23 protein-coding genes and 1 tRNA gene are annotated in these 25,642 nt (G+C 57.3%); 13 read left to right on the forward strand and 11 right to left on the reverse strand.

All coding sequences use genetic code 11. The annotated features are described in order from the left end of the window. Positions 1-132 precede the first annotated feature (132 nt). Positions 133-1,524 carry an AI-2E family transporter gene (locus Q4D85_RS01940; protein WP_303197872.1) on the forward strand — a complete coding sequence of 464 codons (1,392 nt, stop codon included), beginning with the start codon at positions 133-135 and terminating at the stop codon, positions 1,522-1,524. A gap of 609 nt (positions 1,525-2,133) precedes the next feature. Next, positions 2,134-2,562: a hypothetical protein gene (locus Q4D85_RS01945; RefSeq protein ID WP_303197873.1), complete on the forward strand. Its 429-nt coding sequence runs from the start codon at positions 2,134-2,136 to the stop codon at positions 2,560-2,562. A 12-nt stretch (positions 2,563-2,574) separates the two neighbouring features. Here Q4D85_RS01945 and Q4D85_RS01950 read toward each other — a convergent pair whose 3' ends face one another. The 8 genes from Q4D85_RS01950 to Q4D85_RS01985 form a co-directional block, all read right to left on the reverse strand. After that, entirely contained in the window at positions 2,575-4,176 is a 1,602-nt protein-coding gene (locus Q4D85_RS01950; RefSeq protein ID WP_303197875.1) for an inorganic phosphate transporter, read from the reverse strand. An 89-nt stretch (positions 4,177-4,265) separates the two neighbouring features. Beyond that, positions 4,266-5,126: a sulfite exporter TauE/SafE family protein gene (locus Q4D85_RS01955; protein ID WP_303197876.1), complete on the reverse strand. Its 861-nt coding sequence runs from the start codon at positions 5,124-5,126 to the stop codon at positions 4,266-4,268. Continuing rightward, the gene (locus tag Q4D85_RS01960; RefSeq protein ID WP_303197877.1) at positions 5,117-5,734 is read right to left on the reverse strand and encodes a sirohydrochlorin chelatase; all 618 of its coding nucleotides are present in this window, start codon (positions 5,732-5,734) and stop codon (positions 5,117-5,119) included. Before Q4D85_RS01960 ends, Q4D85_RS01955 begins: the two co-directional genes overlap by 10 nt. Next, complete coding sequence (locus Q4D85_RS01965) at positions 5,731-6,888, reverse strand: sulfate adenylyltransferase subunit 1 (protein ID WP_303197878.1); 1,158 nt, start codon at positions 6,886-6,888, stop codon at positions 5,731-5,733. The genes Q4D85_RS01960 and Q4D85_RS01965 overlap by 4 nt, the downstream gene beginning before the upstream one ends. Next, entirely contained in the window at positions 6,888-7,802 is a 915-nt protein-coding gene (gene cysD / locus Q4D85_RS01970; protein WP_303197879.1) for a sulfate adenylyltransferase subunit CysD, read from the reverse strand. Before cysD ends, Q4D85_RS01965 begins: the two co-directional genes overlap by 1 nt. Before the next feature lie 16 nt (positions 7,803-7,818). Further along, complete coding sequence (locus Q4D85_RS01975; protein ID WP_303197880.1) at positions 7,819-8,583, reverse strand: phosphoadenylyl-sulfate reductase; 765 nt, start codon at positions 8,581-8,583, stop codon at positions 7,819-7,821. Next, the gene (locus Q4D85_RS01980) at positions 8,580-8,819 is read right to left on the reverse strand and encodes a hypothetical protein (RefSeq protein WP_303197881.1); all 240 of its coding nucleotides are present in this window, start codon (positions 8,817-8,819) and stop codon (positions 8,580-8,582) included. Before Q4D85_RS01980 ends, Q4D85_RS01975 begins: the two co-directional genes overlap by 4 nt. Beyond that, complete coding sequence (locus Q4D85_RS01985) at positions 8,816-10,507, reverse strand: nitrite/sulfite reductase (RefSeq protein ID WP_303197882.1); 1,692 nt, start codon at positions 10,505-10,507, stop codon at positions 8,816-8,818. Before Q4D85_RS01985 ends, Q4D85_RS01980 begins: the two co-directional genes overlap by 4 nt. A gap of 832 nt (positions 10,508-11,339) precedes the next feature. Between Q4D85_RS01985 and Q4D85_RS01990 the strand changes: the two genes are divergently transcribed. The 7 genes from Q4D85_RS01990 to Q4D85_RS02020 all read left to right on the forward strand — a co-directional run bounded on the left by Q4D85_RS01990 (position 11,340) and on the right by Q4D85_RS02020 (position 19,363). Beyond that, positions 11,340-12,272: a DUF559 domain-containing protein gene (locus Q4D85_RS01990; protein WP_303197883.1), complete on the forward strand. Its 933-nt coding sequence runs from the start codon at positions 11,340-11,342 to the stop codon at positions 12,270-12,272. Positions 12,273-12,441: 169 nt separating this feature from the next. Further along, complete coding sequence (locus tag Q4D85_RS01995) at positions 12,442-12,945, forward strand: hypothetical protein (RefSeq protein WP_303197884.1); 504 nt, start codon at positions 12,442-12,444, stop codon at positions 12,943-12,945. Positions 12,946-13,041: 96 nt separating this feature from the next. Further along, positions 13,042-15,630: a heterodisulfide reductase-related iron-sulfur binding cluster gene (locus Q4D85_RS02000; protein WP_303197885.1), complete on the forward strand. Its 2,589-nt coding sequence runs from the start codon at positions 13,042-13,044 to the stop codon at positions 15,628-15,630. 26 nt (positions 15,631-15,656) lie between these two features. After that, positions 15,657-16,154: a hypothetical protein gene (locus Q4D85_RS02005; protein WP_303197886.1), complete on the forward strand. Its 498-nt coding sequence runs from the start codon at positions 15,657-15,659 to the stop codon at positions 16,152-16,154. 25 nt (positions 16,155-16,179) lie between these two features. After that, complete coding sequence (locus Q4D85_RS02010; protein ID WP_303197887.1) at positions 16,180-16,803, forward strand: DUF1707 domain-containing protein; 624 nt, start codon at positions 16,180-16,182, stop codon at positions 16,801-16,803. Positions 16,804-16,907: 104 nt separating this feature from the next. Further along, complete coding sequence (locus tag Q4D85_RS02015; RefSeq protein ID WP_303197924.1) at positions 16,908-18,098, forward strand: pyridoxal phosphate-dependent aminotransferase; 1,191 nt, start codon at positions 16,908-16,910, stop codon at positions 18,096-18,098. An 8-nt stretch (positions 18,099-18,106) separates the two neighbouring features. Beyond that, positions 18,107-19,363 carry a YibE/F family protein gene (locus Q4D85_RS02020; protein WP_303197888.1) on the forward strand — a complete coding sequence of 419 codons (1,257 nt, stop codon included), beginning with the start codon at positions 18,107-18,109 and terminating at the stop codon, positions 19,361-19,363. 460 nt (positions 19,364-19,823) lie between these two features. Here the strand turns inward: Q4D85_RS02020 and Q4D85_RS02025 are convergent, their stop codons facing one another. Next, positions 19,824-20,009: a hypothetical protein gene (locus Q4D85_RS02025; protein ID WP_303197889.1), complete on the reverse strand. Its 186-nt coding sequence runs from the start codon at positions 20,007-20,009 to the stop codon at positions 19,824-19,826. 206 nt (positions 20,010-20,215) lie between these two features. On the opposite strand from Q4D85_RS02025, the gene Q4D85_RS02030 reads away from it, so the two are divergent. Continuing rightward, on the forward strand, positions 20,216-21,046 hold the full coding sequence (locus Q4D85_RS02030; RefSeq protein WP_303197890.1) for a hypothetical protein: 831 nt from the start codon (positions 20,216-20,218) through the stop codon (positions 21,044-21,046). Here the strand turns inward: Q4D85_RS02030 and dcd are convergent. Then, on the reverse strand, positions 21,043-21,606 hold the full coding sequence (gene dcd / locus Q4D85_RS02035; RefSeq protein ID WP_303197891.1) for a dCTP deaminase: 564 nt from the start codon (positions 21,604-21,606) through the stop codon (positions 21,043-21,045). The genes Q4D85_RS02030 and dcd overlap by 4 nt on opposite strands. Positions 21,607-21,716: 110 nt before the next feature. Here dcd and Q4D85_RS02040 point away from each other — a divergent pair. From Q4D85_RS02040 to Q4D85_RS02050, 3 genes are all read left to right on the forward strand, one after another. After that, a tRNA-Gly gene (locus Q4D85_RS02040) sits at positions 21,717-21,790 on the forward strand. A 53-nt stretch (positions 21,791-21,843) separates the two neighbouring features. After that, positions 21,844-22,248 carry an ASCH domain-containing protein gene (locus Q4D85_RS02045; RefSeq protein WP_303197892.1) on the forward strand — a complete coding sequence of 135 codons (405 nt, stop codon included), beginning with the start codon at positions 21,844-21,846 and terminating at the stop codon, positions 22,246-22,248. A gap of 208 nt (positions 22,249-22,456) precedes the next feature. Continuing rightward, positions 22,457-23,086: a low molecular weight phosphatase family protein gene (locus tag Q4D85_RS02050; protein ID WP_303197893.1), complete on the forward strand. Its 630-nt coding sequence runs from the start codon at positions 22,457-22,459 to the stop codon at positions 23,084-23,086. Positions 23,087-23,553: 467 nt separating this feature from the next. Here Q4D85_RS02050 and Q4D85_RS02055 read toward each other — a convergent pair whose 3' ends face one another. Further along, positions 23,554-25,554, reverse strand: a complete 2,001-nt coding sequence (locus Q4D85_RS02055) for a hypothetical protein (protein ID WP_303197894.1) — start codon at positions 25,552-25,554, stop codon at positions 23,554-23,556. Between the last annotated feature and the right edge of the window lie 88 nt (positions 25,555-25,642).

Genomic DNA, 25,642 nt, shown 5'->3' on the forward strand with positions numbered 1-25,642 from the left:
TGATTGGAAACCACTCAACTTCTTACAGATAACCTACCAGAGCCGTCGCCGAAAAGCTAGTACCTTGAGCGAAACTCACTCAACTTTTTGCTAAACTGCCGTTAAGCTCCGGTTTATGGCAAAGTAGACTCCATGAATGAACGCGATGATGACATTCAATCTGTATTAGACAACACCGATCTCGACCTCCATGTGGTGGAATCTGACACCGAACCCAACGTCGCCCACACCGACCGCGCCGTCATTTTAGGCAGGGACGGGCGCTGGGCCGCCGGTTGGGCGCTGCGCTTTATCATCATGGTTGTCGCAGGTTACCTCCTATGGCGCGGATTCGGCGCCATTTGGACCGCACTGCTTCCGGTGCTCCTCGCCCTGCTCGTTTCCACCGTCATGTGGCCGCCAGTGCGCTGGTTACGCAACCGCGGCGTGCCAGCCGCACTCGCGGTAATACTCGTTATCGTTGGGTTCTTCGCCATCCTCGCCGGAATTATTTCCGCCATGGCGCCACGCGTGGCCGGGCAATCCAAAGACCTGGTGCAAAAAGCAACGGAAGGTATTGAGAAACTCCAGGAATGGGTGCAAGGCCCGCCGCTTAACTTGGACCTGGATCAATTCGACAACGTCATCAAGGAAATCCAAGGTTTCGTACAGAACCGCTCCAGCGACATCGCATCGGGCGTCTTTACCGGACTTTCCACCGCAACCTCGGTTGTGGTCACCTTGGTTTTGATGCTGATTCTTACGTTCTTCTTCCTTAAAGACGGCACCCGTTTCCTGCCGATGATCCGCAAAGCAACCGGCCCCAACGTCGGCTGGCATCTTACGGAACTGCTCACCCGCGTGTGGAACACCCTTGCTGGATTCATCCGCGCCCAAGCCATCGTTTCGCTTGTCGACGCAATCTTCATCGGCATCGGCCTCATTATATTAAATGTCCCACTGGCCCTCGTGCTGGCTGTCATCACCTTCTTCGCGGGATTCATCCCCATCGTCGGTGCCTTCACCGCCGGTGCCCTGGCAGTGGTTATCGCCCTGGTTTCCAACGGACCCACCAACGCGTTACTGGTCGTCGGCCTTATCATTCTCGTGCAACAGCTCGAAGGAAATGTCCTCCAGCCAATGCTGCAATCGCGCGCCATGAACCTCCACGCCGCAATCGTGCTGCTGTCCGTGACCTTAGGCTCCACTATTTTCGGTGTTGTTGGTGCCTTCCTGGCTGTTCCCGTCGCAGCAACACTGGCGGTACTCGTGCGCTACCACCAAGAACTCGTGGCGCTACGCGCGGGCGAAATCACCATCGACGACATAGAGATGGCCACCACCTTGGAAAACACCACATCCGTTACCGCCAACGACGCCTTCAAAATCTTCACCGACCGGTTGGCGAAACTCGGCTTCAAACAACCTGGTGGAAAGAGCGCTAGCGGCAAGGATGCTAACGGTAAGAGCGCTAACGGCGGGAAGAAAACCAGCTCCAAAACCAAAGCGGCGAAAGCTCCCGCCGACGACACCAAAGAGGGCTAACCACGACTAGCCATCCGCAGGCACTTACACCCGGACTAAGCCGGGGAGGAATTGCTAAATTGCTATCCTCCCCGGTTCTTGCTTTCCTCTGAAACTTTCCCATCGAGCCAACTACCTACCGATTACAGCTTGCTCGGGTTTTTATGAAGTCGGAGATTCCACGTTTCCGCTTTCTCAGGCTGCCGCTTTCCTGCGGGTTTTCACCCACCGTTTGTGAATCTCCGACTTCAATCCCCGGTGAGGCGGTACCCCGGTCGATGCTTGTAAAACTCCAACTCACGGTTTCGCCTTGTCGACGCAGTCACAACAACGCCAGCCTGCTACTGCCCGCACCCCCAAACCCACCGAATGCGAATCGCGGCTTGCTCATGTTTTTTCAAGTCGGAGATTCCATGTTTCCGCTCTCTCAGGCTGCCGCTTTCCTGCGGGTTCTCACCCACCGTTTGTGAATCTCCGACTTCGATCCCCGACAGCCGTGCCACCTAAGACTTCAACCCCCGACGGACATGCCGCCTTGAATAGCGACCACACCCAGTGCACTAGCTCGCCACCACAACCACTCGCGTTGATTCCAGCTCGTCTTCCAACAACGTTAAGTAGATTAAGCTTATGGAAAATTGCCACCACACAGACTTATTCCCGCAGGAAACCCACGACTTGGTTTCGCAGTTGTTCAGCGCGTTGGGCGAGCCGGAGCGCGTGTCGCTAGCGGGTGAGCTTGAACCGGAAGAAAATCTCAAGAGCATTTATTCGGTTTTGATTTTGAACGATTTTGGCGTTCATTTTGTATTTGGCCTCCTCAGCCACTTCCGGGGAAACGATCAAGGCGATGCCAATATTTTCAGATTCGGAAATCGGGGTGATTTGCTCATGGTTCCGGGTTTTACCGAGGATGGTGACATTCTGGCGATGTGTTTGTGGTTCACGAAGGGAGACTCGTTAGCGTCGCTGCTCAAATGGCCACCGCCTGCGGAGGAAACGACAAAAGCCGACCACAGTCGGCTTTTCGAACTCCTTAAAAGTCACGAGACCAGGTGACCAGGTCCACACCTATCCCCAGATTGCGTTGAGCGCCAGCACGGCGACTGAAGCCACGCTGGCGGCGGCGGGCAGGGTGATGATCCAGGCCAGGGCGATGGGCTTCATAAGCGACCAGTTCGCGGCTTTATTAACAATGCCCACGCCGAGTACCGCACCGATCAAAATGTGGGTCGAGGACACCGGAAGGCCTAAAAGCGATGCCGCCATGACCACACCGGCGGCCGCCATTTCGGCGGCAAAGCCGGAGGCTGGGTGCATTTCGGTAAGCCCAGACCCGACGGTTTGGATAACGTAGCGCCCAATGAACCACAATCCGGCGATCAGCGCCACACCGCAGGTGATCATGGCGGCGGTTGGTACGGCGGCTTTTTCATTGATGGCGTTGGTTTTCAACACATCCAGGACTGCGGAGAACGGACCGATGGCGTTTGCGATGTCATTGGAGCCGTGGCTGAAGGCGAAAGCCGAGGCCGTGAATACCTGCATCCAGGAAAAGAGGATGAAGGTCGCCCGGGAGAGTTCTTGGCGTTTGAGGGTGCGGGAGAAGATGAAAACCGCCATCCAGACGACCGCCGCGATCATAGCGATGATGAGGATGTTTCCCAGGTTGGAGAGTTCAAACTTGAGGTTTTTGAGCCCCTTGAAAATCATCATCGCACCGATGACGGCGGCACCGGCGGCGGCGAGAAGCGGAACCCAGTTTTCCAGGGCGCGGTGGGTATTGAGCATGTCGCGTCGTTCGTTGAGGCGATGCAAGTCCCGGTAGTAGTCGGATTCGAGCTCATTGGGGTCGAAGTCGCGTTCCGCGATCAGTGCGGCGTCGCGGGTCATGGCGTTGGTGTATGCCAGCTGTTGGACCTCGGAAAGCCGCTCGAAGGAGGATTTGAAGTCACGGTGAAGCTTAATGCGTTCCTCTTTAATGGAACGCAGTTCTTCGTCAGCTTTGTCGTTGAAAACCAGGATGTGGCGTTTAATAGCGCCGAAGAGAAAGTATGCGGCAATACCACCGAGCACTGGGGAAAGGACCCACGATAGCGCGATGCTGCCAATCTGATCCCATTGCACCATGTCGGTTCCACCAATATCGAGGAAGAACCCGAGGGTAAGCGAGGAACCAACAATGCCGCCAATGATGGAGTGGGTGGTTGATACCGGCCAGCCCATTCGGGTGGCGACCAGCAGCCAGATTGCGGCACCTAGCAGCGCGGACATCATGATGAAGGCGAAATGCAGCGGGTCAAGGTCGATGGCATCAAGGTCGACGATTCCGGATTTCACCGTGTCGGTCACTTCGCCACCGGCGAGTACCGCGCCGGAGACTTCGAAGATGGCGGCCACCACCAGCGCTTGTTTCATGGAGAGGGTGCCCGCGCCGACGGAGGTGCCAAACGAGTTGGCGACGTCGTTGCCGCCGATGTTAAAGGCCATGAACACGCCGAAGGCGATGGTGGTAATGAGGATGAGTTTATTGGCTTCGGGGCCAACGTAGTCGAAGGACCACAACAAGAACACGATGATCGTGACGCTCAGCAACCCGCCGAAACTCAGGTGCCACCATTTGTCGTTATTTGGGGGGCCAGGTGGAGCAACCGTCATGGTGGAGTTTGTCATGCGTGGTTCTTTCTCTTAAAAGATTGGTGCAGAAAAAGCTTGCAATCTTAAAGTGAACACTAGGTTAACCCTACCCCCGTCAGGGGTGACTATAACGCCTTGACCTTTACATATCGATCAGCACTACGAGGTTCGGTGCTGATGATAATGTGGGCGCGCCGGGAGCGGCGGATGCCACGGCGGGTCAGTAACACCCCAACGACAACTGCCACCGGCCAGAGCACCGGAAGGTTGAGCGCAATGAGCGTCGTGCCGACGAAGCCGCCCAAAATGATCGGATTGACCTTGGTCACCAGCCAGGCCGCCACCGGCGCCGCGATAACACCACCGAGCATGAGCTGCCCGATGGCAAAGAGGTGGGTGTGTAGCTGGTCCCACAGTCCAATGACGAATCCGCCGGTTGCCGCCGCAGCCACCAGGAATTCTGCGGTGTTGACGGTACCGACCACCCGCCGGGGTTCGTCCTTGCCCAGCGCCAGCAACGTCGACGTTGTCATCGGCCCCCAGCCGCCGCCCCCGGTGGCGTCGACAAGCCCGCCGACGGCACCTAACGCGACAAGCATCGGGGTGGAATACCGCTTAGAACTGCGGTTTCGAATGCGCCCCTGCGAGAATCGCCACAGTAAGTTCACGCCGACCAGCGCGAGAATAACGGCGGTTACCGGCCGTGCGGCGTCGGCGGCGATGTGGGACAGCACGGTGGCACCAACACCCGCACCTACCGCGCCGGGCAAGCCCAGCCGGAAAACGATGCGCCAATCGACGTTGCCGAACCGCCAGTGGGCAGCGCCGGAGGCCAGCGTGGTGCCAAGTTCGGCGGCGTGCACCACCGCGGAGGCGTGGGCGGGCGACATTGTGAGCAGAAGGATCGTCGTGGAGGTGACGCCGAAGCCCATGCCCAGGCCGCCGTCGACAAGTTGGGCGATAGCGCCGGCTATGACTATGAGCATCGGATTCGCCTCCCTACTATCTCGGCAAGTTCCGTGATGAGCGGCGGCGAGTAGCTTAAATCCGCACTCGGCGGGTGGTTTTTCACCAGCGCATCCAGCAGCAACCCGTGCGTGACAAACAACGGCACGACGTGGACTCGCCCGCACGGCAGCCGCCCGCCACGCCGGGTGGCAAACAGCGCGGTGCCGCCGATCGTCGCCGCAAGCTTTTCGACGCTCGCATTCGCCGCCTCATCCCTCGAACCCACTGCATAGACCACCGGCTGCGCCCCAGCCGGAACCCGGCGCGCCAACAGTTCCGCGATCTCTGGCCCGGTCCCTAAATACGGGCGCAAGCTCAGGGGAATGTCGCAGGAGGCAGCTATCTCCGGGACGTCGACTTTGTGGTGGTAGGCGTCGGTAAACAGCAGCGGGATGACCTGCGCCGACTCATGCCCGGCGCGCGCGATGGCGGCGGATACGGACGGCAAGGAATCTTCATGGAAGTCGAGGTGGGCGGCGTATACCGGTGTTTCGGTGCGCTGACGCACAGCTGCGGTTAGCTGTCGTATTCCCGCTGCTGCCAGGGGGTGGCGGGAGCCGTGGGCCAACAGCACGGTGGCGGTCATGTCACTAATCCCGCCGCTAATGTGTCACCCGTCGTGGGATGCACCACGAGGAATGCGCCGACGGCCCCGCGCCCGGCGTACGGTTCCACCGGCAGCGCGGTTTGCAGGGAGACCGCGGTGGGCACGATCGCGTTGTGCGCGATCTCATCGGCGATGCGTGCTTTCACCGTTGACGTTGCGTAGCGCAGCTCCACCACCTGCCCCGCAGTCACCTTTGTGGGCGAAAGCCCCACGATCGTCGCCGAGAGTTGGGTGACAGGCTGCGGCGGGTTAATCGCCACCAGATCACCTCGGGAAAGGTCGAGTTCATCGGCGATGCGGAGGGTGACCGCAGCGCCCCGGTGGGCGATGGTCACCGGACCGTCGCTGGTGTCGATGCCGGTGATGGTGGTGGTTCCCGATGGGGTGTCCACCTCTTGCCCTACCCGGATGCTTCCGCTGGCAACACTGCCCGCATAGCCCCGATAGTCGGTGCTGCGGATGACGTATTGGATGGGGAACCGGAAGTCTGATTCTTCGGTTTCCACATCAATGGTTTCTAATAGTTCCAAAACGGTGGGCCCGGTGTACCACGGCAGGTTGGTCGAGGCTTCCACCACGTTATCGCCGTTGAGCGCCGAGATCGGCACCGCATGGGGCTGGGTGATACCCACGTGTGCTGCGATGGAACGGAAATCCGCGTCGATGGTATTGAAGACCGCCTCGCTGTAATCCACCAGGTCAATCTTGTTCACCGCCAGGATCACCGTCTGCACCCCGAGCAACGCCGCGACCGAGAGGTGGGTGCGGGTCTGTTCGATGACGCCTTTGCGGGCGTCGACAAGCAAAACCACCACATCGGAGGTGGAGACCCCGGTGACGGTATTCCGGGTATATTGCACATGACCTGGGGTGTCGGCGAGTATGAAGTTTCGGTGCGCCGTTGCGAAATAGCGGTAGGCGACATCAATGGTGATCCCTTGCTCCCGCTCGGCCCGGAGGCCGTCGACAAGCAAGGAGAGGTCCAGCCCATCGAAACCCCGGGTGGCGGAGCTGCGCTGAATGGAGTCGAGCTGATCCGCCAAGATGGATTTCGTGTCGTGCAGCAGGCGGCCCACGAAGGTGGATTTGCCGTCGTCGACGGAACCGGCGGTGCAGAATCTTAGGGTATGCATCAGAAATAACCTTCCTTTTTACGATCTTCCATTGCGGAATCCGACAGCCGGTCGTCCGCGCGGGTCGCACCCCGTTCCGTGTGGGTGGCGGAAACAATCTCCGCTATCACCTCGTCCACCGTGGCGGCAGACGACTCCACCGCCCCGGTGCAGCTCATGTCGCCGATCGTGCGATACCGCACCGTTTTGGTTTCCACCACCTCACTGCCCCGCGGCCCACCCCAGTCACCGGCGCTTAGCCACATGCCGTCGCGGTTAAACACGGCGCGGCGGTGGGCGTAGTAAAGGCTGGGAAGTTCAATATCGCGGGCCTTGATATAGCGCCAAATGTCCGCCTCCGTCCAATTGGAGATCGGGAAAACCCGGACGTTCTCGCCCGGCTGGTGCTTGCCGTTATACAAATTCCACAGCTCCGGGCGTTGGCGGCGCGGGTCCCACGCCCCAAAACTATCCCGGACAGAAAACACCCGCTCTTTCGCCCGCGCCCGTTCCTCGTCCCGCCGCGCCCCACCGATAACGGCCGTGTAGCGGGAAGCGGCGATGGTCTCGTTCAGCGGCACGGTCTGCAGTGGATTGCGTGTGCCATCAGGGCGCTCGGTCAGTTCGCCCCGGTCGATCCAGTCTTGGACCCGCGCCACCTTCAGCCGGGCACCGTGTTTTTTCACGATCGCGTCCCGAAACTCAAGCACCTCGGGGAAATTGTGGCCGGTATCAATGTGCAGCAATTCAAACGGCATCGGGGCCGGATAAAACGCGCGCCGGGCTAATTCGAAGACCACGACGGAGTCCTTGCCGCCGGAAAATAGCAGGGCTACCTTGTCGAATTGTCCCGCCACTTCGCGCAGAATGTGGATGGATTCGTTTTCTAGGTCTTTGAGGTGTTCGGGCAGGATCGTGGTGGTTGGGCTGGTCATGTGTGCTCCTTAACGGTTAGGTGTGTAGGCCGCATTCGGTTTTGGTGGTTCCTTGCCACCGGCCGGACCGGGGGTCGTCGCCGGGTTCTACGGGGAATGTGCAGGTGGCGCATCCAATTGAGGGGTAGCCCTGCGTGGTCAGTGGGTGGGTGATTAGCTGGTTGTCGGTGATGAATTTCTCGGTGTCGGCAAGGCTCCACGTGACAAGTGGTGAGACTTTTAAGCGCCCAGTCGCATCGAGGCTGAGCGCCGGTGCCGTCGCGCGCGTCGGGCCGTCCGCCCGGCGCAGGCCCGTCACCCAGGCGCTGTAATTGCTTAACGACGCCGCAAGCGGCTCCACCTTCCGCATCCGGCAGCACGCGGTCGGGTTGGAAAGATACAGGCTCGGGCCGTATTCCTCGTTTTGTTCCGCGATGCTCAAGATCGGGGTGGCGGTGAGCACATGCTGCGGATACCGGGCCGCCACCTGGTTTTTCACACTCAGGGTTTCGGGGAAATGGTAGCCGGTGTCTAAAAACAACAAGTCGGCTTCCGGCAGGTGCCGGTGAGCAAGTTCTGCCAGGACGGTGTTTTCCATGGACATGGTCACCGCCACCGGCCCGGGGGCGTGGTCGTTGAGCCAGTCGAGGATTTCGGCGGCGGGGGCGTCGAAAAGCGAATCCGCGTAGCGGTTGACCAGGTCGGCGTTTGCGGCCGCCACCTCGGGGGCTAATGGTGCGGTCCGACTGGTGCCAGCCGGAGAAATTGCTGGGTCTTTTTTCGTGATATTGAGCAGGTTCATAACACATGTCCACGGGTCGAAAGGGAATGATGGAGCGCCTGGCTTGCCGACAGCGCCGGGGCAGGTGAGTGCTGCGCATCGTTGGTGCCGAAGAACTTCACCTCAAACACCCGGCTGCAATCCACGCAATGCCAGGAAAAATCGGAGTCCTCCGCCGGAAACAACACCTCGGCCGCACAATAGGGGCAATGCAGCGGATGGTTGCGATTCGGATTAGGCTTTCGTCGCATCCTCATTGCAGATCCTCCTCCGCTGCCCGTACCACCCAGTCCCGAAACTGTTCGCCCGGGTTGCGTTGCGCCCGGAACTTTTCGACGAGACGCACCACATAATCACCCAATTCCGCACTGGTGACCTTGTGCCCGCGCAGCTTACGGCCAAAATTCGGGTCCAAACCCAACGCCCCACCCAGGTGCACTTGGAAGCCCTCCACCCGGTTACCAGCATCGTCCGTCACCGTCTGGCCCTTGAGCCCAATGTCCGCCACCTGGGACCGCGCGCACGCATTCGGGCAGCCATTGAGCGAAATCTTCAGCGGGACATCCAGCTGACCTAGCCGATTCTCCAGCTCGTCCACCAATTCGATGGCCCTCGCCTTGGTGGTCACATGCGCAAGCTTGCAAAACTCCAGGCCAGTGCACGAAATAATGCCGCGGCGAAACTCCGACGGCTGCGAATACAACCCGGTGGCATCCAGCGCCGCCGCCACCGCCGCCAGCTGGGATTGTTCAATGTCTAGAAACAACAACTCCTTATCGGTGGTGGTGCGCAGCCGGGTGATACCGAACTTCTCCGCCACCTCCGCGATAGCGATCAGCTGCTCACCAGTGGCATGCCCAACCGTGGGCTTAACTCCCAGATAAAACCGGCCGTCCTTCTGCGGATGGATACCGAGATGATCCCTGCTACCTGGGTTGATTGCGGCGGCTGGGCCGTCGACAAGCGGATAGCCCAAATACTCGTCCTCCAGCACCTGACGAAACTTCTCAATCCCCCACTGCGCCACCAAAAACTTCAGGCGCGCCCGATTACGCAACCGCCGGAAACCGTAATCCCGGAAAACCCGCGCCACCCCGGCCCACACCCGAGGCACCTCAGCCAGCGGAATCCACGCACCCAGGCTCTGGGCCAACATCGGATTGGTGGACAAGCCGCCGCCCACAAAGCATTCGAAACCAGGGCCGAACTCCGGGTGCACGCTGCCGATAAACGACACATCCTGAATCTCGTGGGTGACATCCTGGCGCGCATGGCCGCTAATCGCCGACTTAAACTTACGCGGCAGATTCCGAAATTCCTCCCGCGGCAAATACTCGCGGATAATCGTGTCGATCGCGGGGCTGGCATCAATAATCTCATCCGCCGCGATGCCCGCCACTGGCGACCCCAAAATCACCCGGGGCACGTCGCCGCACCCCAGCATCGTCGATAACCCATGTGCCTCCAGCTTCTCCCAAATGGCAGGCACATCTTCGATGCGAATCCAGTGCAGCTGAATATTCTGACGATCCGTAAAATCCGCCGTCGACCGGGCAAAATCCCGCGAAATCTCCCCCACGACCCGTAATTGTTGCGGGCTCAACCGGCCGCCGTCGAAGCGGACACGCAGCATGAAAAACTCGTCCTGCAATTCCGTGTTGCTTAACTGGCCGGTGTGCTCGCCGCCTAAATCCTGCCGCCGCTGGGTGTAAAGCCCTAGCCACTTGAACCGGGGCGCGAGGTCTTCCGCCGAAATCGACGCGAACCCTTTCTTGGAATACACCTCAATGATCCGCCGCCGGGCTTCTAACACGTCTTCTTCTTGCTTAATCCGCTCATCGTCGTTGAGCGGGGCGGTGCCGTCGATTTTCCACTGCCCTTCGGGCTTTGCTTTTCGACGATTCGTGCTCGGCGTTTTGGTTGGTGTTTTGGTTGGCGCGGTCATGTTCACTCCTAAAAATCGAATTATCTGAACGCTAACCGCACCAAGTGGTCTATTTCAAGCATACTATGTAGTTTTTTATTTACACGCAGTTAAATAGCCTATTTTTTAGTGAATCAAATTGTCTAGCCGACTTAGATCAACCCAAGCAAAAGTCATAACAGACCACTTTGTCTACAATCTCCCCCATCGACACTTCCCCAATTTCAGCACCCCCGCCCAACGACGCGCATCGCCCCGCGTCGACAGGCAACACCCATCGCCCAACACGACTGATATGCCCCCACAATCCTGCAAGTCGGAGATTCCCCTCGCATGCCCTAAAACACCACGCTTTTCCATCGCCGACAAACACAATCTCCGACCACTAACCCCACCCCAAAAGCCCAGAACCATACAGGCAAAGACCCGCGCCCACATCGCCAAACATTGCACCCCCGCAAGTCGGAGATTCCCTCCCCAACACCCAGAAACCCCAGCGACACCCACCCAGAAACCCCAAATCTCCGACCGCAACCACACAGAGGAAAACCACGCCGACAACAACGCACATCGCCCCGCGTCGACAAGCAACACCACCCGCCCAACACGACAGATACAACCCCCACACCCCCGCAAGTCGGAGATTCCCTCCCCAACACCCAGAAACCCCAGCGACACCCACCCAGAAACCCCAAATCTCCGACCGCGAGCCCGATCGCGACCACAACCTTCACCCCAATGCACCACAGCCACCCCCGCGCTGCAGCTTTTATTCCCACGTAGAGGAGGCAATGACGCGATACACTACACCCGTTTCGGCAGCCGTGTCGGCGTCAGGTGCGATACTTTTTGCATGTTCACCGATGCGCAGAAAGATTTCATTTACCTACGTTCACTTTCTCGTAATTTAATGCAAGCGAAGGAGTTGGCGGGCCGGTCATGCAGCGTTGTCACGCTTAGCTCAACCGTGGCGATGCCAATGAGATCGTTCGCGAATTTGAAGAGATGGCAGCAGTTTGAAACGCGTGTGCTGGCGGTGGCGCATTCGACAAAACGGGCGGTGTTATGCGGCGTTGCGGCTGCGGCAGCGTGGGGAATTCCATATCTAATGCCGAGCAGGAATTTCAACATGGTGGAGTTGTGCCTTCCGGGCAGCACCTCTCCAAAGGCGAAAAGTCGATGGCAGCCTGGGACTTTGTACCGTTACGGAACGTTGCCCGCCGAGCATATCACCACAGTCAATGGCATGCGCGTGACAACCATTGAGCACACTTTCATTGACCTTTTGCGGCATTTCGGCGAGCTCAATGCATTGGCGTTCATTGAGGCAGCGATGTATAAGTTCAGCCTGTCGAAGGCGAAGATATTGCGCAATTTGTTGTCCATGCGCAATATTGACGGCCGGTCTCGAGCAATCGCGCTCATGAAATCCGCCAGGGAAGGAATACAAAGTATATACGAGACGGTTGCACGATTTTCCCTTGAAAAAGCTCATCTACCAGGTGTTTCCTCGATTATTCCGCAAGCAATTTTGCCGGAGCCGGGCCAGATTTATATCCCTGATCTACTGATAGATGGCTGGCTAATCATCGAGATCGATGGCGCCGCAAAATACCAGCAGAACCCCACCGTCACCATCATGGCGGAGCGAGAGCGGGAGCGTTTATTGCTGCGCCGGGGCTACACAATTCTGCGCTTTAGCCCCCGGGAGGTTTGGCATGACCTGGTACCGACGGTTCAGAACCTCCTGGAAAATCGGAGGAGAAAGAAGCAACTAGCCGCTTAAAACAACAGAAAATAGACAAATCTGTCTATAATTAAATTCACAATAAACACACAGTACAAGGCGAAAATTAACGGAAATTGCACGCCGAAGCCATTTACTTATCAGACTAAGCGGTCTATAGTTTTGAGCATATCAACCAAAACTCATTACTACCGAAAGGGTTGGATCGATGTCTCAACTTCGCATCGCAGTCGTTAGCGCCAATGCTGCTGGCCTTTATGCCGCTGACTTGCTGATGCGTTGTGCCATGCCAATCGCGGTGGACATCTTCGACCAGGCACCCGCCCCGGTGGGGTTAACCCCTAACGCAGTGCACGCAAACACCAATCAGGCAAACACCGAGCAAACAACCCAAAGCTCGGTGCGTGTCATTGGCAATGTGACCATAGGTGCCGATGGCGACCTGTCGCTTGAAAGTCTCAAGCCGTTCTACGACGCGGTAATTGTCGCCGATTTCGCTTCGGAGGCGCAGGCTCATGGTGCGGTAGCGGCTGCGGTTGGTATCGCAAAGTCCAAGGCCAAGCACGCCCTTAGCGACATTACGCACGCGCTTGGCACTCACGGGGTGGCGTTTACCGAGTGGCGCGATGCATTGTCGCTACCGACCGATCGGACTTTGGCACAGTGGCAGGAAGTGGTGCGGGTGGCACGCGGTGTGCCGGTTTGCGTGTAGTTAATCAAGCAGTTAATCCGGGGTAAGTGGTTTGGCCGCTGGCCGTATTAGAGTATGACTCGGACATATTCTTTTATCAGTTGAAAAGGTTTACTCATGCCGTTTACCGCCAGCGTATCCACGATCCTTGGGATCCTAGGTATCGCGTTATCGATCCCTGCGTGGTTGTTTTTTGCGCGGGCGGTGTACCGGATCTTTCGCCTGATTTCCGCAGGTCAACCGTCGCCGAATCGCACGAATCGCCCGTTTACGCGGCTAAAAACGATGGTGACGGAAGTCCTGTTCCACACCGAGTTGATGCGCAAGCCCGCCGTGGCGGTGGCCCACTGGTTTGTCATGATGGGCTTCGCGCTCGGCGCCATCGTGTGGTTCGAGGCATATATTCAAACGTTCAATCCGGCGGGCGGCTGGCCGGTGCTTTCCCGGCTGCGCGGCTACCATTTCGTTGAGGAAGTCCTGGCGGTCGGTACGATCGTCGGTATTTGTTTCCTTTTCGCCGTCCGCTTTTCGACGCACTACCGTCGCAAGTTGTCGCGGTTTTACGGTTCCAACGTGCGGGCGGCGCTCTTTGTAGAGTCGGTTATCTTATTAGAGGGTCTTGGAATGCTCGCGGTGAAAGCGGGCAAGATCGCAACCTTTGGCGATGGATCGCCGTGGGTGGATTTCCTCAGTATTCATATTGCTAAGCTCCTCCCGGCATCGCCGGAGTTGATTAGCGTGTTTGCGCTGATCAAGCTGCTCATCGGCATGGTGTGGTTGGTTGTTGTCGCCCGTAATCTGAACTGGGGTGTCGCCTGGCACCGGTTCTTGGCGTTTTTCAATATCTTCTTCCGCCGCGAGCCCGACGGCGGAAAAGCTCTGGGCAAACTGCCGCCGCTGGTTTCGCATGGCGAGGTCGTGACCTTGGAAAGCCTGGAAGAATCCGAGGAAGAACCCCAATTGGGCGTCGGAACGCTTGCCGACGCCCCCTGGAAGATGCTTCTCGACGTCGCAAGTTGCACGGAATGCGGCCGCTGCCAGGAACAATGCCCCGCGTGGCACACTGACAAACCGCTATCGCCGAAGCTTCTTGTGCAAGACCTGCGCGATGCGGCCGTCGAAAAGCCAGCGTATTTAGCCGACGTCGACGTACTCAAACTCGTCGGCGAAGGGCTCACGATCTCCCCCGACGTCCTGTGGAGCTGCACAAACTGCGGTGCCTGCGTCGAGCAATGCCCTGTGGACATCGAACACATCGACCATGTAGCAAACCTACGACGCTATCAAGTGCTCGCGGAATCCGAATTCCCATCCGAGCTGACCAGCCTGTTTAAAAACCTTGAGGTCAAGGGCAACCCGTGGGGACGCAATAAGATCGAACGCCGCAGCTGGGTCGACGAAGCCCGGCGCGACGGCATCGATGTCCCCATCCTCGGCACCGATGTCACCGATTTCGAGTACCTGTTCTGGGTGGGCTGTGCTGGCGCTTTCGACGACGCCGCCAAGCGCACCACCCGAGCCGTCGTCGAACTGCTCCACACCGCTGGCGTCAACTTCGCCGTCCTCGCCCACAACGAAACCTGCACTGGCGACCCGGCCCGCCGCGCCGGCAACGAATTCCTATTCCAACAACTCGCGCTGGAAAACATCGCCACGCTTAACGGCGCCTTCGACGGCTACCCCAAAGGCCAGCGCAAAATCATCACCACCTGCCCGCACTGCCTCAACACGCTGCGCAACGAATACCCCGATTTCGACGGACACTACGACGTGTTCCACCACACCCAGCTTCTCAACCGGCTGGTTCAGGAAAAACTCCTCACACCCATCCCGCGCAGCCCCGAGAACCGCAAACCGATCACCTATCACGACCCATGTTTTTTGGGCCGACACAATAAAATCTTCGACCCACCACGTGAACTCATCGAGGCAACCGGCGCCAACCTCACCGAAATGCCGCGCAATAAAAACGAAGGATTCTGCTGCGGCGCGGGCGGGGCACGGATGTTCATGGAAGAAAAACTCGGCACCCGAATCAACGAAAACCGCGCCGCCGAAGCCACCGCCACCGGTGCCGCCGAAGTCGCGGTCGGCTGCCCATTCTGCAACACCATGCTCACCACCGGGCTGAAAACCGTCTCCGACACCGCCCCCCAGGTCAAAGACGTCGCCCAAATGCTTCGCGACGCCATACTTATCGACGGTGCCCTGCCCACCCCACAGCCCAAAAAACCCATCAGCATCACCAGGCCGCCGAAGAAACCCACTCCCCCGCAACCGGCAGGCAGCACGCACACAAATGCTGCACCCAAACCTGCAGCTAGCGACGTAAGCACACCCAAACCACCAACAATCCCGGCACCTGTGGCGCCACCTGGCGGTGCCACGCCCGGCGTTGCGAAACCACCAGCAGCGACCCCACCTACCGCAGTGCCACCTGCGGCAATACCTCCTGCGGCTACGCCGCCAACTCCTGCGCCGCCCGCAGGCGCACCTCCCGTTACCGCGCCTCCTACCCCAACGCCGCCTGCGGCTACTCCCCCTGCCGCTGCACCACCCGTCGCTGGCCCACCTGTAGCAACTCCTCCTACTGCGGCACCACCAGCGGCTACTCCCCCTGCCGCTGCACCACCCGTCGCGGGTCCTCCAGCAGCGACTCCGCCAACCCCAATGCCGCCTGGCCGAAGCCCGGAAGAATCTGACTAACCACAGTCATTCGAGAAAGTAGGATCATGTACCGCGTCAAGCTCAGCCCTATGTTGCGTTCATACCTTGAGCAGGCAGGTTACGTGGGCGATTACCTAGTGGATGCGGCTAAAAGCCCGACGGTGGCGGAATATCTGTCCTGGGGGTTTAAGCTGTCGCAGGAGTTAAAGGACGTGTTGTTGGTCTGTGCTGGTTGGCGGATCACGGTTGCAGAAACCACGTCCGGCCAGGCAGCGTTTGATGTGGAGTTTCTCGATTCTGCGCGCCTTAATGAATTGTTTTCGCCGGAGACCATCCAAGATTATGAGCAAAAGTTTGGGCTGGTTGGTCTTGTGCCGTTTGCGGTGTCTCATGATGGGATCGTCGAATTGTTTAAAGACCATTTGCAGCGGGTGGTGGCTGTTGCCTATCGGTCCGAGGTCATAACGTATGGCGGGCGATCGTTTAAAGCCAGTGTGGATGCATGGTTATCGGGTAAGAAAAATGCCCGTATAAATCAGGGCAAACCCTTCAGGGACAGCTGATACTGGATGGGCTATTGTTATGGGTATGAGTCACCCGTTTAACCCCGATTATCGTATTAGTGACACGGAGCGCCAGCAGGCCATGGAAGACCTGGGGGCGCATTTCGCGGCAGGGCGGCTGACCATGGAGGAATACGACGAGCGGCTGACCCTAATTGCGCAGTCCGTAATGAAGTCGGATTTGTACCCGGTGTTTGATGATCTTCCGACGTCGATAAGCCCCGTCGGCGGCACTGCGGTGGAAGCAAGCTATTCCGTGCGCGAGATTGACGAGCTGCGCAACCGGGGCCGCAACGTTCGGTTGGGGATTTTGGGGTTGGCGGCAGTGCTTGGTTTCACGTTGGAGGCGATTGTGATGCCCGCGGCGCCGATCTTTCTTTTCACCATCGTGCCGGTGACGTTCATCATTTTGTATGTCCTGAAGCTGGGGCCGAAGGAGTGGTACACGCCGAGTTCGGCGCGGTTGGAGCGGGCGCGGCTGCGGGAGTTGAAGCTGAGTCAATCGAAAAGACTTATGGAACTTGAGATTGCTAACGCACAGATGCGGGCGGAGCAGAAAGCAATTCGACAGCAGCGGCAGGCTGAGTTAACAAATAATGCGATGGACTTGGCTAATCAAGCTATTAAGAAATGGCGTAACCGTAAATAAGGACAACTTGCGTGCGTGATTGGTTAAAACGTGGCAAAATTTAGCGGGTGAATAAGAAAGCTGCCCCTAAACGCTCCCGGCGGGTATTCGACCAGTCGGAGAAGATGAAGAATGTTCTGTATGAAATCCGTGGCCCGGTCGCGGAAGAAGCGGAGCGGCTGGAGCTGGACGGGCACCGGATTTTAAAGCTTAACACTGGTAATCCGGCTATTTTTGGCTTTGAGGCGCCCGATGTGATCATGCGCGATATGATTGCGTCGTTGCCGACGTCGCAGGGTTATTCCACCTCGAAGGGCATTATCCCGGCCCGGCGCGCTATCGTGACTCGGTATGAGGTAATCCCAGATTTTCCTTATTTTGATGTCGATGATGTGTATTTGGGTAATGGGGTTTCCGAATTAATTACGATGACCACCCAGGCGTTGCTTAACGACGGCGACGAGGTCCTCATCCCCGCCCCAGATTATCCCCTGTGGACCGCCGCTACGTCTTTGGCGGGCGGCAAGCCAGTGCACTATTTGTGCGATGAGGAGGATAATTGGAATCCGTCGATTGAGGATATCCGGTCGAAGGTTACGGAGCGCACGAAAGCAATCGTTGTCATTAATCCCAATAATCCGACGGGCGCGGTGTACCCGGTCAGCGTGCTCAAGCAAATCGTTGAGATTGCCCGGGAGCATGATCTATTGATCCTGGCGGACGAAATTTACGACCGCATACTTTACGACGACGCCGAGCACACCTCTATTGCCACCCTGTGCCCTGACCTGTTGTGCATTACCTACAATGGCCTATCCAAGGCGTATCGGGTGGCTGGTTATCGGGCTGGCTGGATGGTGGTCACTGGACCGAAGGCGCATGCCAAAGGCTTTATTGAGGGCTTGGATTTGTTGGCCGGCACCCGGCTGTGCCCTAATGTTCCAGCTCAGCATGCTATTCAGGTGGCGCTAGGTGGGCGGCAGTCCATATACGATTTTACCTCTGAAAGCGGCAGGTTAACCAAGCAGCGCAATGTTGCGTGGGAGAAGCTCAATGAGATCCCGGGGGTTAGCTGCGTGAAACCTATGGGTGCGTTATATGCGTTTCCGAAGTTGGATTTGGAGTATTACGACATTCATGATGATTCGCAGTTAATGCTGGATCTGCTTCGTGCCGAAAAGATTCTCCTTGTGCACGGCACCGGCTTCAACTGGCCGAAGCCGGACCACTTCCGGGTGGTGACCCTGCCGTGGGCGAGCGAATTGGGTGAAGCTATCGACCGGCTGGGCAATTTCTTGTCCAGTTACAAGCAGTAGGGGCTGGTATGGGTAGACATTCAAATAGGCCAACTGTGCGGGCAGTCGCCGCCCCTCCGCCGTCGAAAAGCAAAGAAACAACCATGACGCTGTGGCGCTGGTTGCTTGTAGGTTTCCTTGCGTTATGGATCGTCGGCACCGGTGTCGGCCTGGTGAAAATGTGGCCCGGTGACCAAAAGCCAAATATCGCGCCGGAATTTTACACCAGCTTTAACTTGGGCCACAAGCAGGTAAACGGCACGGTGTTGTTCGTGCAGCCTGGTGCCTGCTCAGCGGCGGAAACTGGGACGCTTTTCGATACCGCCCCCCGGGTGGTTCTAGGAGCGCCGGAAGAGTGCGAATGGTACATCATTGAAATCAGCGAAGGCGCTGGCGCTGGCATGCGGACTCTGATTATCAATTCCAATCAGCCCGGCGAACCCAAGCTGGAACAAGGCGACAAGATCCTGCTTTTGGAGTCCGAAGGCGAAAACGGGGCGCCGCTTTACGCCTTCAGTGATTTAGAACGCACGATGCCGCTGCTATCTTGGGGGATTCTCATCGCGCTGGTCATTATTGCCTGCGCGTTGCTACGCGGCGTCCGCGCGCTTATCGGCTTGCTCATCACCATGCTCGTCGTCGTGTTTTTCACACTTCCTGTGCTTCTTCTGGGCGCGCCACCGATCAGCACGGCCGTCATCAGCGGCGCAACGATCCTGCTAGCCGTCGTGGTGCTCGTCCACGGATTTAACTGGAAATCCGCCTCAGCGTTGGGCGGCACCCTGATCGCGCTGGGCATCGCGGCGTGGCTCGCAAGCGTCGCGATCGACAATAACCACCTGCGCGGGTTGGGCGACGAGGACAATCTTTCGATCATTCTTTACCTCCCCGACGTGTCCGTTCGCGGGTTGATGTTGTGTGGTTTCATCATTGGCGCGCTCGGTGTGCTCAACGACGTCGCTATCTCCCAGTCCTCCACGGTCAACGAGCTCGCCGAGCTTGACCCCGACGCGGGCCCCATGCGCATCTTTGTTGGCGCGATGAAGGTCGGACGTGACCACATTTCGTCCATGGTCTACACCCTGGTGCTCACGTATACCGGCGCCTCCCTACCGTTGTTGCTGCTGCTGACAATTTCCGACCGTCCACTGTTGCAGACTCTCACCAGCGATACTGTCGCCACCGAGATTCTGCGCTCGGGCATCGGCGCGTTAGCACTCACCCTCGCGGTGCCGATCACGACGCTGATCGCAGCGTTCACGGTGCCCGACTCTACCCGGCGTTAGTGCCCGTTTGCTCGCGCCTACCAGTTGCCCGCTGGTAGGCGTTTTTTGGGTTTCCACCCGGCGACTCGAAGGCAGCCGCACCGCTGTTGTTTAACGTTTCCGCTTGTCGACGCCCCACCCTGCCAAACATTCACCAGCAGCGCTGGGCCCCCGGGGTTCCGGGCGCTTTGTGAAGTCGGAGATTTGCCAAAAGCAATGACGCTACCTACCTGTTTTCCGTGGACAACGAGCACCACGTTGCAAAATCTCCGACTTCTGCGGCTAACACTTTGGCACCCCTAGCCCCATCAGCTTCTATAGCCGCTTGCCGTCCCCGGCAGCTAGCCGGTTATCAAGTCGGAGATTCCGTAGCGATGGTGCCAGAACCCCAGGAAAATATCGCGCACCGACTGCCCCCAATCCAAATCTCCGACTTCAACAATTCACAAGCCCGCCCAACGGTGCAGCGGTCGGATCCCTGTCATGTCCAGGGCGTTGCACAGGAGTTAGAAAGGCCAGAAGCCTGCCACTTTCCACGGCGGCAGGCTTCTTTATTTGCGCGTTTTTTCTTGTCGGGTATGTGTCTCGCCCGACGTCGTAATTGCAGATGGGCTTCCAGTCGTTCTGGATTCATTTTCCACATCCGGCGGTCGGCTTTCTTCGCCATGGTTGCACCTCCTTCTCATGTTTCTGGTGCGGCTTTTATCTTAGCCATTAAAACCGTCGATGTCCCAGCCCGCTGCACCATCAATGCCTTTTCGGTCGCCCGGTCGACCAGAAACAACAGGACAAAATTAAGGTTTCTTAGTTTTTTCCAAGATATGGTAGCATATTGTTTACATTTCAACATTTCTCATATGCCAAGGGAAAATCATGAAAAATCTGCCATTTAATCCCCAAGCACTCACGGCAATCGCCACCGTGCTTGGACTCATCATAAGCGTGCTCAGCCTTGCATCTATGGGGTTGAGCATCGGATTCACCGGCTCCTCGCAGCCACAACAGTACGAGCCCAACCTCAAGCCACAGGGCAACGTCAAAGTAACCCCGCTGAAACCCGGCGAAACAGTCAACGTCTCTCAGGGCGATACAGTATTCACGGCCAGCACCAACAAATTTGGAATTTGCACGCTCGGCTACGTCAATCCTGCCTCTCGTACCGGCGTATACCCAGCACACTGTACAGCCCAATTCCCCGTCGGATCACTGGTGTACCTCAACCCAAAGGGAACAAAGAATGCCATCGAAATCGGGACCTTCACCGGAGCTAACGCCAACTACAGGCCGTTCGGCGGCCAAACGGCGGACAACAACGCCAATAACCTCGCCTATATCTCCTTCAACGATTCGGTCACCTTCACAGCACAACCAAACCGGCATTCTGGCGATACGATCCGCACCAGCGCCCCCGAAGAAGGGACCCGCGCCTGTGTGCTACTTACCAGTGCGAATACCACCGAATGCGGGAGCATCATCTACACAAAGTTTGGCGATCACCCTGTGATTGCGCTTGACGACGCCCCCGCAGGCGAAGCTGGCGGCCCTGTGTGGACCGAAACTAGCGAAATGCTCGGCCTGGCCACCCTGCCGGTAGCCGGAAACCGGTTCACCCCAGAGAACGCCATTGAGCCGTTCTCCGGATACCTGGTAACAACTTTGAGCCACGCCTACGACAGAGACCGCACCGACCTGCCGTTTCGCTAGCGGAAGTTCAAATACGCCCGGGATGGGGTTGGCCCCCGCTGACCTTGATACTTTGACCCCAACGCCCCCGAACCATACGGAACTTGGGCTGGGCTCGTCATACGGAACAGCGCCAGTTGCCCCACCTTCATCCCGGGCCATAAGGTGATCGGCAAGTTCGCCACGTTAGATAATTCCAGGGTGATATACCCAGAGAAGCCCGGGTCGATAAAACCTGCGGTTGAGTGAGTCAACAACCCCAGGCGACCCAAGGAAGACTTGCCTTCCAGGCGGCCTGCCATATGGGGCGGCAACGTGAATTTCTCCAGCGTGGAACCCAACACAAATTCGCCTGGATGCAGAACAAACGGCTCATCTTCGGGCACTTCGACGAGGCTCGTTAAGTCATCTTGCTGCAGCTTCGGATCAATATGGGTGTATTTCGAGTTGTTAAATACTCGGAAGAACCGATCCATGCGCACATCTACACTCGACGGTTGAATCAACGCGGGATCGAATGGGTCAATACTTAAGTCGCCAGCTTCGATCGCTGCACGAATATCTTGGTCTGAGTAAAGCACGCCCTCAAGTGTAACGCCGAAAGCCAGTAAGCACGACAACATACAGGCTATTTGCACGCGCGACGCTGGACAGTGCTAATATATTTTTCGTCGCTCAAGGCACAACCACTGCCGATGTAGTTCAATGGTAGAATTTCTGCTTCCCAAGCAGACGGCGCGGGTTCGATTCCCGTCATCGGCTCCAATCCAACACCCCCTGCACCACCTGGTCAGGGGGTGTTTTTCACACTACCCATCATGACAAACTTACCCATCGGCGAGTATGCCTTCCCCGGACCACTCCGCGATCAACTGGTCGCGGCGATTGTCGCGGGCGTAAAGACGTCGACAAGCAGCCTGGTTGCGGAATACGTGGATGAACCACTCCCTAAGGTCGGCGACAGAGAAATCGTCGTAGATTCCGACAACCAGCATGTTTGTATAACCACCGTCACCGACGTTTCCGTCGTGCGGTTTGCCGACGTCCCACTGTCGCACGCCCTAGCCGAGGGCGAGGGTTTTCGCACCGTTGCGGACTGGGCCGCCGCGCACCGCAGCTTCTGGCAATCGCGCGAGTTTCAAGAATCCCTACCGCGGCCGATTGGTATCACGGATCACACCGAAGTGGTCTGTGTTAGCTTCGTTGCAAGCCAAGTTTTTTAACGCCTTCGCCGCGCGACGCCAGTATTTTTAAAAAATTTTTTCCGACAAAATGCCAGTTCAAACCCCATACAACCCCAAAAATCTCGGGAAACAAACAATCATTGGTTTGCACCAAAGGTTTAAGCGTGTAATGTAGACGAAACTACATCGAAATTAGTGTGGCTATTTTTGTCACCCTCTCACCTACAAAGAAAGGAGCATGCTGGACATGACACTCACAATGAAAAAGACCACCAAGCTCTCGACTCGGTGGGGGCAGTTATTCAGCAACTTCCTTCTGTCCCCCGAGGAGCAGAAGACTACGCGCGAGCCTGCCGAGGCAGTCGTCGAGACTGACACTCCGCAATCGCTGCACGCCTTCATGAAGCAAACGCTACGGGAAAACCGCTCCGCCAAACCAGCTGAGGGCGCCCCGACCTGCAGCATCCTCTTCGTCTCTGAAGACAACGCGGCACGCACCCAGATCGCGTCCGCCTACGCCCGTTTCCTGGGCGGCGAGCAGGTATTCGTTCGCTCCGTAGGCACCACCCCGGCATACCAGGTGGATCCGGCAGTCATTGAGGTTCTGAAGGAACGCGGCGTCCCCACCGAAGACCTCAAGCCAAAGACCTTCAACCCCCACTCCGTCAACAGCGTGGATGAAATCATCATCTTCGGTGAGGACACCAATATTGGCGATGCCGCCCAAACATGGGACATTACCAAGCACACCGACGACAAAGCACGTATTCACGCAATGTGCGACGCGGTGGAGGCTCACGTGCGGGAACTGCTCATTAAGTTCAACATTGAGCCCACGCCCCACGACACCGTGATCCCGGAGTTCCTCGCCGCCTAGCGGCTTGCAGGCTCCGAACCCTACCGCCTACCTCCCTGACACTTAAGGAGGTAGGCGGTTTCGCTTTGCACCCCCACCCCACCGTTCTTGGCACACCGTTGTGAAGTCGGAGATTAGCCTATGCCGGGTGGAACACTCCTGGGGTTTTAGCACCAACAGGGAGGAATCCCCGACCGCAAAAGGGTGCCGCTGGCGCGCGGGGTGTTGTACGACGCCCACACCACCGCACCCGCACTCACCCCACCCGCCTGCTATCGCGCCGCACCGGCGGGTGGATGTGAAGTCGGAGATTAGCCTATGCCGGGTGGAACACTCCTGGGGTTTTAACGCCAACAGGGAGGAATCCCCGACCGCAAAAGTTTCTATAGCCTTGCTTGACTGTGTATGCATGAGACGCATTGAAGTGATACAAAAACGCCAGCGGCTTGCGCTTGAAGACGCAACACCACTGGCGTTAGCAAGAGCAATTAGCCGAGACGCTTAATTGCCTTGTTGGATAGCCGCTCTACAACGAATGCGATGTTCGGAAGATAAGGTGCCAGGAAGGCTGCCACGGTACCAACCAATGCAAGGAGGGAGACACCTAAACCAGCTACCAAACCATAGAACTGCTTCTGGTGCTTAGCGCTCTCTTGCTTATTCTTTTCTTCCAGTTCCTTCGCCTTACGCTCGGCTTCAGCCTTCTCCTGCTCGGCTTTCTGCTTGTCGGCTTCGGCCTTCTTCTTGGCTTCGTCGGCTTTCTGCTTATCGGCTTCGGCTAGCTTCTTAGCTTTCTCGGCTTCATCCTTCTCCGCGATGGCGTTTGCTTTTTCCTGTTCGGCCTGGGCTTGCGCATTCTGTGCTGCAGTTAGTGCATCCTGCGCACGCTTGGCCTCCAATGCAGCTTCAGCGGTTTTCTGTTCCAATTTCTGCTGCGCCTCAGTTGCCTTTTGCTTGGCATCTTCAGCAGCTTTGTGGGCGGTTTGAGCCTCTGCTTTCGCCTTGTTCGCTTCCATCTCAGCCGCCTGCAGCTTGGACTCCAGATCGGTTACTTTGCCTTCAGCGTCCTTTTGCGCCTTTTCGGCGGCAATGAGTTTGACATTCGTCTCAGCCAATGTTGCTTTTGCGGATTTGAGTTCAGCTACAGCGGAAGCCTTGGCCTCTTCAGCGCCCTTTCGAAGGCGTTCTGCCGTGTCAAGTCGCATTTGGAGGTCGTTCTGCCCGTTTTGGTTTTGGCTCTTGAGATTGTCAAGCTCACGGTTAAGGTTTTGGATGGCTTCTTGGAGCTTTTGTTTTTCGTCGCCAAGTGTCTTATGAGCCTGCGTCAATTGCTGGAGCTGATCGTTCAACGTATTGACCTGATTGGCCAGTCCATCGTTGGCGGTGTCCAGGTCTTCCAGCTGCTTTTGAAGCTCCGCTTGTTTTTCCAAAGCCTCGGTCTTTTGGCGCTCAAGTTCCTGCTTTTCGTTAGTGAGCCGCTCCAGCTGCTGGTTTAGGGAATCGCGTTCGTGGGTCAGCGTGTCGTTCTGTTCCTGGGCCGTCTGTAACTCTTTTTCCTTTTCCTTCAGATCCTTAACCGTCACATCAAGAAGCCGTTGGACGTTTGTGAGGTTTTCTTCAGTATTCGCAAGCGTGCCAGCCTGCATTTCCAGCTGCTTTTGAAGCTCTTGCTTTTCGGAAGAAAGTTGGTTGATGGTGGATTCTTTGGTTTTTGCGTCCTCAAGTGCCCGAGTGAGCTCTGTTTCCTTCGCCGCCAGTGCTTGCTGCGCCTGATCGATGTTGGTTTTAGAATCGGCCAATTCCTGGGTCAGCCGCGCTACATCAGCTTTGGCTTGAGTAAGCTCCGCGCCGTCTTTGACGGTGAGGGTGGTCAGAACGTTTTCGTTTGCGTCGAAGGTACAGGTGATCCGGGAGACCCGGACTGGGTTGGCCTTGGTTTCAGCTTTTTGGGCATACAGGTCCGCGGTGAGCGAATCGAAGGCGATTGGCAGTTCGCCGACGGTTTGTGGAACTACCTGAAGGTTCCATGCGCCGCCGAAGGAAACGGTGAATTTGCTTTGTGGGCCGCGCTGCTTTGCTGCGCCCAAATTAACGTCCTGTGGCGCTTTTAATTCCGATAAAAACCCTTGGGAATTTGAGTTTAAATTAAGGTTTTTAAGGTTAAAATAAGGAAGGCCCGTTTTTGGATCTAAACCGAGCGCTTTGTTTGCCTGGAAAGCAGATTTTTCCACACCTGTGGAAGGCAATGCCGCGGTGATGGACACCGGCTTACCCACTTCAACAGCCTCAGGAGCAGTTACGGTGACCGGCAATACGAATGACCCCTGCAGCTCCGTTTGCCCGCCAGTAGCATCAACGTCCTGCACACACTTAGAAACTCTTAGGTTAGCGACCGCTTCTTTTGCGTGGGCAGCTGGCACATGAAAACTTCCAAGTGCGACGGCAGCCAGGGTGATCGCACTGAAACCTGTACGAAACTTTTTCGCCATGAGGTTTTTATCTCCTGTGATTAGGGTGAGCAATTTTCAATAGAAAAAGTTACCTAAATCAGGAAAACCTGAAAGTCGCATAGATGCT

Source organism: Corynebacterium sp., from assembly GCF_030532965.1.
GTDB lineage: Bacteria > Actinomycetota > Actinomycetes > Mycobacteriales > Mycobacteriaceae > Corynebacterium.